Consider the following 13,210-nt stretch of genomic DNA (forward strand, 5'->3'; position numbering starts at 1 on the left):
CTATTCAACAACCGCGAGCACAGCCAAAGCGTCTCGCGTAGCAGCCACATCATGCACGCGCAATATTTTCGCACCCTTTTGCGCCGCCAGCATTGCCGCCGCCACACTCGCCGCCTGACGCTGCTCGACCGGACGACCGGTAATCGCCCCCAGCATGGTCTTGCGCGAAACCCCGACCAGCAACGGATAGCCCCCGGCCGCCATAGCGGTCAACGCACGAAAAAGGGCCAAATTGTGGGCCAGCGTTTTACCAAAACCGAAGCCGGGATCAAGCACGATACGATTCGCCCCGACCCCCGCCGCAAGGCAGCACGCAAGCTGCTGATCCAGATACATACCAACCTCGGCCACCACATCCGCATACTCCGGCGCCTGCTGCATCGTACCCGGCTCACCCTGCATGTGCATGATGCAAACCGCGCAATCGCTGCCCCGTACAGCAGCGAGCGCCTCCGGATGCCGCAAGCCCGAAATGTCATTGATCATCGTCGCACCGGCGGCCAACGCCGCTCGCATCACCGCCGGCTTGTAGGTATCGACCGAGATCGGCACCCCCCAATCGGCAATACGCTCAAGCAAAGGCAGAAGGCGACGCAACTCTTCATCTTCAAGGGTTGGAATGGCACCCGGACGCGAGGACTCGGCACCGATGTCGAGAATATCCGCCCCCGCCTCGAGTTGATGCCTGGCGTGATCAACCGCCCTTTCCAGATCGCCGACCAGCCCGTCGCTGGAAAACGAGTCTGGCGTCAGATTGACTATCCCCATGATCAGGGGACGCTCCAGGGATAGCCGGAAATGGCCGCATTGCAGAATTGACATGACTAGAAAAGGAAAAGCCGGGAGCAAGCCCCCGGCTGTATCAACAAATCAGAAACTCAGACCGCAGCTGCAGCACTCGGTTCGGCACCAGTAGAGTCGTCCGGCGCCGAGGAGCGCGGCTTCATCTGGGTCGGCTTGGGCGGACGCGGTGGCTTGCCGTTCATGATGTCGTCAATCTGCTCGGCATCAATGGTTTCCCATTCCAGCAAGGCCTTGGTCATGGCCTCAACCTTGTCGCGGTTCTCTTCGAGAATCTTGCGAGCCAGAGCGTACTGCTCATCGATAATGCGGCGAATCTCTGCATCAACCTTCTGCATGGTCGCCTCGGAAACGTTCTTGTGCTGCGTCACCGAACGACCAAGGAAAACCTCGCCATCATTTTCGCCGTAGACCATGACTCCCAGATCGGACATGCCGTAACGAGTCACCATGTCGCGCGCCATCGCAGTTGCCCGCTCAAAGTCGTTGGAAGCACCGGTCGTCATCTGATCCATGAACAATTCTTCGGCGATCCGGCCACCAAACAGCACGGCAATACGGCTCATCAGATACTGCCGGTCGTAGGCATAACGATCCTGTTCCGGCAATTGCATGGTCAGGCCAAGCGCCCGACCGCGCGGGATGATCGTGACCTTGTGCACCGGATCGGACTTCGGCATCACCTTGGCGACCACCGCATGACCGGACTCGTGGTACGCGGTATTCATCTTTTCTTCTTCAGACATCACCATGCTGCGGCGCTCGGCGCCCATCATGATCTTGTCCTTGGCTTTTTCGAAGTCATCCATATCAACCAGGCGCTTGTTGCCACGCGCTGCAAACAAGGCCGCCTCATTGACCAGATTGGCCAGATCCGCACCGGAGAAACCAGGCGTACCGCGAGCAATAATGTCAGCCTTGACGTCGCCGGAAATGGGCACCTTGCGCATGTGCACCTTGAGGATTTCCTCACGGCCGCGGATATCAGGCAACGGCACGACAACCTGACGGTCGAACCGGCCCGGACGCAGCAGCGCCGGATCGAGAATGTCCGGACGGTTGGTCGCGGCAATCACGATGATGCCGGTATGGCCCTCGAAACCGTCCATCTCGACGAGCAACTGATTGAGCGTCTGTTCACGTTCGTCGTTACCACCGCCAAGACCAGCGCCGCGATGGCGACCGACGGCATCGATTTCGTCGATGAAGATGATGCACGGCGCATGCTTCTTGGCATTTTCGAACATGTCGCGAACGCGCGCGGCGCCGACGCCGACAAACATTTCAACGAAATCGGAACCCGAAATCGAGAAGAACGGCACCTTGGCTTCGCCGGCAATCGCCTTGGCGAGCAGGGTCTTGCCAGTACCGGGGTTGCCGACCATCAGCACGCCCTTGGGGATGCGGCCGCCCAGTTTCTGGAATTTCGAGGGATCGCGCAGGAAATCAACGATTTCCTGAACCTCTTCCTTCGCCTCATCGCAACCGGCGACATCGGCAAAAGTGATGATATTGGTCGACTCGTCCATCATGCGGGCCTTCGACTTGCCGAAGGAGAAGGCGCCACCTTTGCCGCCACCCTGCATCTGGCGCATGAAAAACACCCAGACACCGATCAGCAGCAACATCGGGAACCAGCTGACGAAAAGATTCATCAGGAAGGAGGGCTCTTCCTCCGGCTTCGCCTCGATCTTGACGCCGCTCTTCAGCAGATCGGAAACCAGCCAGAGATCAGGAGGCGCGTAGGAAGTAATGCGCTTGCCGTCGTTGGTCGTCGCCTTCAGCGTGCGACCTTCCATGACCACCTTGCTGATCCGGCCCTGCTTCACCTCTTCGATGAACTGGGAGTATTCGACCGCCCCCGTCGCAACCTGACGACTGTTGAACTGATTGAACACCGTCATCAGCACCAGACCGATGACGAGCCAGATTGCGAGGTTTTTGAACATGTTGTTCAAGCTTGCTCTCCTTCGACGGCGTCGAACGACAAAAACGCCATTTTATACACAACTATCAGCGCAACACACGACCGAGCAAATAAAGCTCGGCACTGCGATCACGCGAGGCATCGGGTTTACGAACCACAACCGTCTTGAAAGCTTCGCGCATGGCGCGAAGAAAACTTTCATAATCCGTTCCCTGAAATACTTTGACCAGAAATGCGCCATCCGGTTTCAAATGGGCTTTGGAAAATTCCAGACCCAACTCCGCCAGATACATGATCCGCGCCTGATCGACGAGGGGCACACCCGACATGTTGGGTGCCATGTCCGACATTACAAGCCCCACCCGACGCCCGCCAAGCTTTTCTTCGAGTTGCTTGAGCACATCATCTTCACGAAAGTCGCCCTGGATGAACTCGACACAATGGATGGGTTCCATCTCAAGCAAATCGAGCGCAACTACCATGCCGCTCTCGCCGATTCGCTTGGCAGCCACCTGCGACCAGCCGCCAGGGGTCGCCCCGAGGTCGACAACAACCTCGCCGGCATGCAGCAACTTGTCCTTGTCGTCTATCTCCATCAACTTGAAAGCGGCTCGCGAACGCCAGCCTTCCTTCTTGGCAAGCTGCACATACGTGTCGTTGACATGCTCGCGCATCCAAGCTTTGCTGGTCCTGGTTCTCTTCATTCGGTAAAATGCCGTTTTTGAAAGGTTTACTATGCTGCAATTATCGTCTATCGAGCGCCGCGAACTGCGCGCCCGTGCCCACAACCTGAATCCCGTCGTTTCCATTGCCGAAAATGGCCTCACCGAGGCTGTCCTCAAGGAAATCGACGTCAATCTGACGGCTCACGAACTGATCAAGATCCGCGTTTATGGCGACAGCCGTGAAAACCGCCTTGCCTATCTTGAACAGATCTGCACCGAACTGGGCGCCGCTGCCGTACAACATATCGGCAAGCTGCTCATCGTATACCGTCCAGCCCCTGCCGGCAGCGCTGCCGCCAAGGCCGCCAAGCCTGCACCGGCGCGCCGCCCGGCCGCCGCGCCACGCAAAAGCAAGCGCGCCTTCCAGGGCTGATCATTTCAGCCCGCGACTGCTCCACAACACCAGCCACAGGCCCAGCAAACTCTGCAACAAGTAGAGAATGCTGGAAACCCCGTGCCAGACAACAAAGCGGTCGCGCAATACACTTTCCATGACTTCGCGCGGCAAGGCATCTGCCTTGAGCTGAACCATCAGCGGCTGGATACCGAACAGGCTGGCCGCAGTCATCAGCGCCATCACGACGACCACCCAGAATAACCCGTTCTTGCCTGCTCGCAGGCCGCTCCGGGAAAGCATGATAAGCAGCAGACTGGCCGCGCTTGCCAAACCGATCCAGCCAATCAGTGCAAACAGCTTGCCGGCAACCACACCGGCCAACTGACGGTCACCCAGACTGGCAAACAGGACGGGAGCCACCATGTAGCCGATGGCCCACAGACCACCGACCCATAGCGTAATCAGAAAAAAATAAACCGCTTCGGAAAGCTTGCGCACGAATTATTCGTAGCGAACGTCAATCACTTCATATTCACGAATCCCGCCCGGTGCCTGCACCTGGGCGATATCGCCGACGTACTTGCCGATCAGGGCGCGCGCCATCGGCGAATTCACCGAGATCTTGCGCAGCTTGATATCGGCCTCGTCTTCACCGACGATCTGATAGGTCGCCGCCCCCCCGGAATCCTGATCCTCGATATCGATCGTCGCGCCAAAAACGCAGCGACCATCTGCATCGAGCAGCTTCGGATCGATGATCTGGGCATTCGACAGCTTGCCTTCGACTTCCTGGATGCGCCCTTCGACGAAACCCTGACGCTCCTTGGCGGCATCGTACTCGGCATTCTCGGAAAGATCGCCATGCGAACGAGCTTCCGCAATCGCAGCGATTACCGAAGGACGCTCCACCGTTTTGAGGCGATGCAGCTCTTCGCGCAATTTTTCGGCACCGGCGACGGTCAACGGGATTTTATTCATCATTTATTCCAGCAAAAGCAAAACCGCCGGCGCCCGAAAAAGGGCCACCCGGCGGTTTCGGGTTTGTCTCAGTGCAACTGCTGATGCAGAGCCTGAATCGGATACACCACCAATTCACCCAGATTGCGGATACCTTCGGCAGCCGCCTCGGCACCCCAGATCGTCGTGTACATCGTAACCCGGGCCTGCAGGCCGGAGGTACGGATGTTACGCGAGTCATTCACTGCCTGGCGCTTTTCTTCAACCGTGTTGATGATCAGGGCAATCTCGTTGTTCTTGATCATATCCACGATGTGCGGACGACCTTCGGTGAACTTGTTGACCTGTTGCACCGGCAAACCGGCCGCTTCAATGGCATGCGCCGTACCGCGCGTCGCCACGATGTGGAAACCGGCGTCGACCAGATGGCGGGCGATCTCGATTGCCTTGGCCTTGTCGCTGTCCTTGACCGACATGAAGACGCGACCGCTGGTCGGCAGCTTGACGCTGGCGGCCAGTTGCGACTTGACGAAGGCTTCGGCGAAAGTCACGCCGACGCCCATCACCTCACCGGTCGACTTCATTTCCGGGCCCAAAATGGTATCGACACCGGGGAACTTGACGAAGGGGAAAACAGCTTCCTTGACCGAGAAATACGGTGGGATGACTTCGGCGGTTACACCCTGATCTTTCAGGCTGCGGCCCGCCATGCAGCGCGCCGCAATCTTGGCCAGTTGCAGGCCGGTCGCCTTGGAGACGAAGGGCACGGTACGCGAGGCGCGCGGATTGACTTCGAGCACGTAGACGTCGTTGTCCTTGATCGCGAACTGCACGTTCATCAGACCACAGACGTTGAGCGCCTTGGCCATCAGCTTGGTCTGGCGGCGCAGTTCATCCTGCACGGCAACCGACAGCGAATACGGCGGCAGCGAGCAGGCCGAGTCGCCGGAGTGCACACCAGCTTGCTCGATGTGCTCCATGACACCGCCGATGATGACTTCATCACCATCCGACAGGGCATCGACGTCGCATTCAACGGCATCGTTCAGGAAGCGATCGAGGAGCACCGGCGAATCGTGCGAAACCTTGACGGCTTCACGCATGTAGCGCTCCAGATCCTTCTGCTCATGGACGATTTCCATGGCGCGGCCGCCCAGCACGTAGGACGGACGGACGACCAGCGGATAGCCGATTTCAGCAGCCAGGCGCAGGGCGTCTTCTTCGGTGCGCGCCGTGCGGTTCGGCGGCTGCTTCAGGCCGAGTTCGTGCAGCAGCTTCTGGAAGCGCTCGCGGTCTTCGGCGATGTCGATCGATTCCGGCGTCGTGCCGATGATCGGCACGCCATTGGCTTCGAGGGCCAGCGCCAACTTGAGCGGGGTCTGACCACCGTACTGGACGATGACGCCGACCGGCTTTTCGATGGCGACGATTTCCAGCACGTCTTCCAGCGTCAGCGGCTCGAAATACAGGCGATCCGAAGTGTCGTAATCGGTCGACACGGTTTCCGGGTTGCAATTGACCATGATCGTTTCGTAACCGTCTTCGCGCATCGCCATCGCGGCATGCACGCAGCAGTAGTCGAACTCGATGCCCTGGCCGATGCGGTTCGGACCGCCACCCAGCACCATGATCTTCTTCTTGTCGGTCGGATTGGCCTCGCACTCGTCCTCGTAGGTCGAGTACATGTAGGCGGTATCGGTCGAGAATTCGGCGGCGCAGGTATCGACGCGCTTGTACACCGGACGCACGTTCAGCTCATGACGACGGGCGCGGAATTCGGACTCGCTGGTTTTCAGCAGATAAGCCAGACGACGGTCGGCGAAACCCTTGCGCTTCAGGAAACGCAATTCCTCAGCGGTCAACGAGGCCAGATCGCGCTTTTCCACTTCCAGCTCGAGATCGACGATCTCCTTGATCTGCACCAGGAACCACGGATCGATCTTGGTCAGCTCGAAAACCTTGTCAACCGACATGCCGACACCGAACGCATCGGCGACGTACCACAGGCGATCCGGCGTTGGCCGGGCCAGTTGTTCGTCGATGGTTTCCGGATCGACCGATTTCAGGTTGAAACCGTCGACACCGACTTCCAGACCACGCAAGGCTTTCTGCAGCGATTCCTGGAAGGTGCGACCAATCGCCATGACTTCGCCGACCGATTTCATCTGCGTGGTCAGCGTGTTGTCGGCCTGCGGGAATTTCTCGAAGGCGAAACGCGGCACCTTGGTGACGACGTAGTCGATCGACGGCTCGAAGGACGCCGGGGTCTTGCCGCCGGTGATGTCGTTCGACAGTTCGTCCAGCGTGTAACCAACCGACAGCTTGGCGGCGATCTTGGCGATCGGGAAGCCGGTCGCCTTGGAAGCCAGTGCCGACGAACGCGAAACGCGCGGATTCATCTCGATGACGATCATCCGACCGTCCTTCGGGTTGATCGAGAACTGCACGTTCGAACCGCCGGTATCGACGCCGATTTCGCGCAGCACAGCGATCGAGGCGTTACGCAGGATCTGGTATTCCTTGTCGGTCAGCGTCTGGGCCGGCGCAACGGTGATCGAATCGCCGGTATGCACGCCCATCGGATCGAGATTTTCGATCGAGCAGATGATGATGCAGTTGTCCGCCTTGTCGCGGACCACTTCCATCTCGTATTCCTTCCAGCCGAGCAGCGACTCTTCGATCAGCAGCTCATTGGTCGGCGAAGCTTCGAGGCCGCGCTTGCAGATGGTCTCGAACTCTTCCATGTTGTAGGCGATACCGCCGCCCGTACCGCCCAGCGTGAACGACGGCCGGATGATGGTCGGGAAGCCGATCACGGCCTGCACCTGGTAAGCCTCTTCCATGCTGTGCGCAGTGGCCGACTTGGCGGAACCGAGACCGATCTTGGTCATCGCATCCTTGAACTTCTGGCGATCCTCGGCCTTGTCGATGGCTTCCTTGGAAGCACCGATCAGTTCGACGCTGAACTTCTCGAGCACGCCTTCGCGGTCGAGATCAAGCGCGCAGTTCAGCGCGGTCTGGCCGCCCATGGTCGGCAGCAGCGCGTCCGGGCGTTCCTTTTCGATGATCTTGGCAACAACCTGCCAGGTGATCGGCTCGATGTAGGTGACGTCGGCCATCTCCGGATCGGTCATGATCGTCGCCGGGTTGGAGTTAACCAGGATGACCTTGTAACCCTCTTCGCGCAGGGCCTTGCAGGCCTGGGCGCCGGAGTAGTCGAATTCGCAGGCCTGACCGATGATGATCGGGCCGGCGCCAATAATCAAAACACTTTTTATGTCTGTACGTTTCGGCATCTTTATCTCTCTCTGTGCCGCTTATTGCGCGTTGTTGAGCGCGGCAACGCCACGCGTCATGGTGTCAAGGAAGCGATCGAACAGGTAAGCCACGTCGTGCGGACCGGGACTGGCTTCCGGGTGCCCCTGGAAGGAGAAAGCCGGCACATCGGTGCGGGCGATGCCTTGCAGGGAACCGTCAAACAGCGAGACGTGCGTGGCACGCAGGTTTTTCGGCAAAGAATCGGCGTCGACCGCAAAGCCGTGGTTCTGGCTGGTGATCAGCACCTGGCCGGTATCCACATCCTTGACCGGGTGGTTGGCACCGTGGTGACCGAACTTCATCTTCAGCGTCTTGGCGCCGGAAGCCAGGGCCAGCAACTGATGGCCGAGACAGATGCCGAAGGTCGGAATGCCACGCTCGAGGAATTCGCGAATCGCCGCAATGGCGTAATCGCAGGGTTCCGGATCGCCAGGGCCGTTCGACAGGAAGATACCGTCCGGATTGAGCGCCAAGACATCGGCAGCCGGCGTCTGGGCCGGCACGACGGTGAGCTTGACACCGCGCTGGGCGAGCATGCGCAGGATGTTCTTCTTAACGCCGAAGTCGTAGGCAACGACATGGAATTTCGGCGCCGGACCTTGCTGATAACCTTGCAGCGTCCATTCGCCTTCGGTCCAGGCGTAGCTTTCCTTGGCGGAAACCACCTTGGCCAGATCCATGCCGGCCAGACCGGGGAAAGCCTTGGCCAGCGCCTGCGCCTTGGACTCGTCGATTTCGCCGGCCAGAATGCAGCCAGCTTGGGCGCCCTTTTCCCGCAGGATGCGGGTCAGCTTGCGCGTATCGATGCCGGCAATGGCGACGATACCGTGCTTTTTCAGATAGGACGACAGGTCGTCCTGGGTACGCCAGCTCGACGCAACCAGCGGCAGATCACGAATGACCAGACCGGCAGCGTAATTGGCGTTGGACTCGAAGTCCTCCGCATTGCAACCGGTGTTGCCGATATGCGGGTAGGTCAGCGTGACGATCTGGCGGCAATAGGAAGGATCGGTAAGGATTTCCTGATAACCGGACATGGCGGTGTTGAACACCACTTCGCCACTGGTAACACCATCAGCGCCGATGGACTGGCCCTTGAATACCGTTCCGTCGGCGAGGGCGAGAATGGCGGGTATGAATGAGGGCAGCAATGACACGACCGGCTCTCCTAAAATTTCTATTTATTCATGTGCCAAGCGGGAAGGCTCGCGCCCTCCCGCTTGTGCTTTTTAACCTTCCTATTTTAGCCGAAAAGTAGCTTTTCAGGCAAATTCAAGGGATTACACGAGTTCTCACATAGTCCTCAAGGAGCGGTCGCAGACGGGTCATTTCTTCGGCGAGGCCAGCGAAAATCAGCTGACAACTCGGCCAATCAACGCTTTCAACCGACATGGCAGCCTGCTCAAGATCCATCGCCCGGCGCCGCGCCGATTCGGCATGGAACATGGCGAGCAGACTCTTCAGGGTATGTGCATGCATGCGCAACTCGTGCGCATTGGCCGCCTGCAGCGCCGCAGCAACCCTGGCAACATGCTCATCCCATTCGGCGACCAGCATACCGGCCATGGTTGCGAACAAATCGGCGTCGCCGATGTCCCGCAGGGCGCTGCGCAGATCAAGCTGCACGCCAGCAACAAGCTCGGGCTCCGCCACCAGCACCTCAAGCACGTCACCGGCCTCACCGGAGGCTCTGGCCAGGGCCGCATAGAGCATGTCCGAACGCAAGGGCTTGGCGACATAGTCATTCATGCCCGCTTCCAGGCAGCGATCACGGTCACTGGACATCACGTTGGCGGTCATCGCGACGATATAGACCGGCTTGAATGCGTGCGAGACCACCCAGCTGCGCCGCATTTCGCGCGAGCGTATCGCCTCCGTGGCTTCGATACCGCCCATCACCGGCATCTGCATGTCCATCAGGATGACGTCAAAGTGCTTCTCGTCAAACTGCTCCACCGCCTCGGCGCCATTATTGGCGACCACCACGCGGTGCGACTTGTGCTGCAGCAGACGTAGCGCCAGTTCCTGATTGACCGGATTATCCTCAACCAGCAACACATTCAGGACGCGCCCCCCCTCGTCCTTCCCGAGATCCTCATTGAAATCGGCCAAAGCAAATTCGCCAGCAACTTCCGGCTCCTTGCTGACCAACTGCAGAGCATCCAGCACATCGCCCGGCCCGAGCGGCTTGACCAGATGCGCGGAAACACCAAGCTCGCGCAAACGCACCAGATCCTGCCGCTGATTCTCGGTAGTCAGCATCATCAGGAGCTTTTCCGGACGCCCTGCCTGACTCCAGCTCTCAGCCAAAGCCAGACCGGCAGGAGCCGCCATGCCGGCATCAGCAAAAACATAGTCAAAAGGAAAGTCGACCGAACGGGAGCGCTCAATCGCCGCGAGCGCCGCCCCGGCATCCGCCAGCATGGAAACCTGCATGCCAAGCGCCTCAAGCAACTGGACAAGATAACGCCCGGCGACCGCATTATCCTCGACGACCAATACCCGCTTGCCCTTGAAACGCCCATCAGGCACTACCATGCCCGCGGCGGCAGTTTCGACGCCAAGCCGGACCGTAAAGAAGAAGGTCGAACCCTTCCCGACTTCGCTCTCCAGCCAGATCCGGCCATCCATCAACTGCACGAGGCGAGCTGAAATAGCCAGCCCCAGCCCGGTACCACCAAAGCGCCGGGTGGTGGATACGTCAGCCTGGGAAAAAGCCTCGAAAATTGCCTGCTGCTTGTCCGGGGGAACGCCAATCCCGGTATCGCGAATGGCAAAGCGCAGGAAGACCGAGCCGCTCGCCGCCTGCTCGACACTGACGACCAGAACGACTTCGCCCTTTTCAGTAAATTTGATGGCATTGCCGATCAGGTTGATGATGACCTGACGCAGGCGGTTCGGATCGCCAACCACACGCAGCGGCACATCCGGCCGCACATCGACGATCAGCTCCAGGCCTTTTTTGTGCGCGCTGACCGCGAGTACACGGGCCGCTTCGAGAACGATATCCTGGGCAGAAAACGCCAGCGATTCGAACTGCATCTTCCCGGCCTCGATCTTGGAAAAATCGAGGATGTCATTGACGATGACCAGCAAGGCTTCGGCAGACGACTTGACCGTTTTCAGGTAGTGCCGCTGCTCGGCATCGAGTTCTGTATCGAGCGCCAGTTCGGTCATGCCGATGATGCCGTTCATCGGTGTGCGGATTTCGTGGCTCATGTTGGCCAGGAACGAGCCGCGCGCCTTGTTGGCAGCCTCAGCCGTTTCCTTGGCAGCAATCAGCGCTGCCTCGGCATCCTTCACCGCGCTGATGTCGCGCAGCAGGACCAGCATGCGGATCGGCTCGCCCGCCGGATCACGCGCCGCCACCGCGCCGCGCACCAGCAACCAGCGCCATTCGCCACTTTTCGCCCGGAGACGGCATTCGGCCTGGAAATAGCGCTCCTTGCTCCGGGTGTGCGCGGCAATCCGGGTCTGCAACTCGCGCAGGTCCTCCGGATGCAGCAGTTTCTGCCACTGGGAAATCGAGTTTTCCAGCTCGTCGACCGTATAGCCGAGCAATTCCTTCCACTGCCGGCCAGATTCGATATGGCCGCTGCGCAGATTCCAGTCGGTCAACGCATCGCCGGACAGCAAGGCCTGCCAGTTGTTCAGCCCGGCATAGGCGCTGTAGGCCGAATCAACCAGCCCGACAAGTTTTTCAACCCCCTGGGCCAACGCATTTTGATCACCACCAGCATCGCCAATCAACTGCCTTAATTGCGACTCACCTTCGCCGCCGAAGACTTCTTGTAACTGACGTGCCAGCAGACGTGATTTCATGGCGGCTAGCGCAAACCGAGCACATCCTGCATATCGAACAGGCCGTTCTTGCGCCCGGCAATGAAGCGCGCGGCACGCAGGCTGCCCAGGGCATACGGCATGCGGCTGCTCGCCTTGTGCGTGATTTCGACGCGCTCGCCGAGACCGCAGAACATCACCGTATGGTCGCCGACGATATCGCCGCCGCGCACCGTGGCAAAGCCGATGGTCGACGGATCGCGCTCGCCGGTCACGCCTTCGCGACCGTAAACCGCACACTCGGCAAGATCGCGACCGAGCGCCGAGGCCACCACCTCACCCATGCGCAGCGCCGTACCGGACGGCGCGTCGACCTTGAGGCGGTGATGCGCTTCGACGATCTCGATGTCGTAACCCTGGTTCAGGATACGTGCAGCTTCGTCGAGCAACTTGAAGACCAGATTGACGCCGACCGCCATGTTGGCGGCGAAGACAACGGGAATATCCTGCGCGGCCGCGGCAATCGCCGCCTTGCCTTCGGCATCGAAGCCGGTCGTGCCGATAATCATGCCGACCCCGGCCTTGCGGCACAGCGCGAGATGCTCGAGCGTGCCTTCCGGGCGCGTGAAGTCGATCAGGCAGTCGATATTCTTGAGACCGGCCGCAACATCGTCGATGACCACGACGTCGCACGCCATGCCGACCAGATCACCCGCCGTCTTGCCGACTTCCGGGCTGCCCGGCAGGCCGAACGCCGCCCCCAGCACGACCCGCTCATCCTTGAGCGTCGATTCGATCAACATGCGGCCCATCCGGCCGCCGGCACCGACGATGCCAATACGTGTTGCACTCATTGCTTAAAATCCCATTGCGTTCATGAAGCGCCGGTAGAGGCTCGGCGGTTCGCGCGGCGGCAACGGCACATCGGCCGCTTCGCCCGAAATCGAACCGAGATCAACCAGCCGTGACTTGTTCTGCGGCGTCGTCAGATCCTCGACCGAGGCGACCTCGACATCGCCGGCAACGCGCTCGAGGCGGCCGGCAGCATCGAAGAAGACGACAAACTTGCGCTCATCGACCCGATCGGTCTGACCGTTCCGGTAACGATAGACATAATCCCAGCGCTGCTGGTGAAAGATGTCGGTAATCATCGGCGAACCGAGCAGGAAGCGAACCTGGTCGCGCGTCTGCCCCGGCTTGAGCTGGGCGACCATTTCCTGGGTCAGCACATTGCCCTGCTGGATGTCGATCTTGTATTCGTTAATGAAGGCCGGCTTGTAGGTACAAGCGGTCAGAAGCGTGCAAAAGGCTGCAACGAGCAGTAGCGGGTAACGAGGCATGCGGCTTTCCGGAGTTTCTCAAACA

At 59.6% G+C, this 13,210-nt stretch carries 11 protein-coding genes; 1 reads left to right on the plus strand and 10 read right to left on the minus strand.

Annotation, left to right across the window (positions count from 1 at the left end):
• The 3 genes from folP to rlmE are packed head-to-tail and all read right to left on the minus strand — an operon-like array spanning nt 1 to nt 3,432.
• Nucleotides 1-822 (minus strand): dihydropteroate synthase, encoded by an 822-nt coding sequence (folP, locus tag KIG99_RS05465; RefSeq protein ID WP_226459223.1) that lies wholly within the window; start codon nt 820-822, stop codon nt 1-3.
• A 56-nt stretch (nt 823-878) separates the two neighbouring features.
• A complete protein-coding gene (gene ftsH / locus KIG99_RS05470) occupies nt 879-2,759 on the minus strand; it encodes an ATP-dependent zinc metalloprotease FtsH (RefSeq protein ID WP_319002359.1) in 1,881 nt (626 codons plus the stop codon).
• A gap of 55 nt (nt 2,760-2,814) precedes the next feature.
• Nucleotides 2,815-3,432 (minus strand): 23S rRNA (uridine(2552)-2'-O)-methyltransferase RlmE, encoded by a 618-nt coding sequence (gene rlmE / locus KIG99_RS05475; protein ID WP_226459224.1) that lies wholly within the window; start codon nt 3,430-3,432, stop codon nt 2,815-2,817.
• Between the two features lie 31 nt (nt 3,433-3,463).
• On the opposite strand from rlmE, the gene KIG99_RS05480 reads away from it, so the two are divergent.
• Nucleotides 3,464-3,826, plus strand: coding sequence for a YhbY family RNA-binding protein (locus KIG99_RS05480; protein WP_226459225.1), 363 nt, complete (start codon nt 3,464-3,466; stop codon nt 3,824-3,826).
• Here KIG99_RS05480 and KIG99_RS05485 read toward each other — a convergent pair whose 3' ends face one another.
• The 7 genes from KIG99_RS05485 to KIG99_RS05515 form a co-directional block, all read right to left on the minus strand.
• Nucleotides 3,827-4,288 (minus strand): DUF4149 domain-containing protein, encoded by a 462-nt coding sequence (locus tag KIG99_RS05485; RefSeq protein ID WP_226459226.1) that lies wholly within the window; start codon nt 4,286-4,288, stop codon nt 3,827-3,829. It lies immediately after the preceding gene.
• A 3-nt stretch (nt 4,289-4,291) separates the two neighbouring features.
• Entirely contained in the window at nt 4,292-4,768 is a 477-nt protein-coding gene (greA, locus tag KIG99_RS05490) for a transcription elongation factor GreA (protein ID WP_226459227.1), read from the minus strand.
• A 68-nt stretch (nt 4,769-4,836) separates the two neighbouring features.
• The gene (gene carB, locus KIG99_RS05495; protein ID WP_226459228.1) at nt 4,837-8,043 is read right to left on the minus strand and encodes a carbamoyl-phosphate synthase large subunit; all 3,207 of its coding nucleotides are present in this window, start codon (nt 8,041-8,043) and stop codon (nt 4,837-4,839) included.
• Between the two features lie 21 nt (nt 8,044-8,064).
• A complete protein-coding gene (carA, locus tag KIG99_RS05500) occupies nt 8,065-9,213 on the minus strand; it encodes a glutamine-hydrolyzing carbamoyl-phosphate synthase small subunit (RefSeq protein ID WP_226461792.1) in 1,149 nt (382 codons plus the stop codon).
• 124 nt (nt 9,214-9,337) lie between these two features.
• Entirely contained in the window at nt 9,338-11,887 is a 2,550-nt protein-coding gene (locus KIG99_RS05505; protein ID WP_226459229.1) for a response regulator, read from the minus strand.
• Between the two features lie 5 nt (nt 11,888-11,892).
• Nucleotides 11,893-12,699: a 4-hydroxy-tetrahydrodipicolinate reductase gene (gene dapB, locus KIG99_RS05510; RefSeq protein ID WP_226459230.1), complete on the minus strand. Its 807-nt coding sequence runs from the start codon at nt 12,697-12,699 to the stop codon at nt 11,893-11,895.
• Between the two features lie 3 nt (nt 12,700-12,702).
• Nucleotides 12,703-13,185 carry an outer membrane protein assembly factor BamE gene (locus KIG99_RS05515; protein WP_226459231.1) on the minus strand — a complete coding sequence of 161 codons (483 nt, stop codon included), beginning with the start codon at nt 13,183-13,185 and terminating at the stop codon, nt 12,703-12,705.
• Between the last annotated feature and the right edge of the window lie 25 nt (nt 13,186-13,210).

This window comes from Quatrionicoccus australiensis (assembly GCF_020510425.1).
GTDB lineage: Bacteria > Pseudomonadota > Gammaproteobacteria > Burkholderiales > Rhodocyclaceae > Azonexus > Azonexus australiensis_A.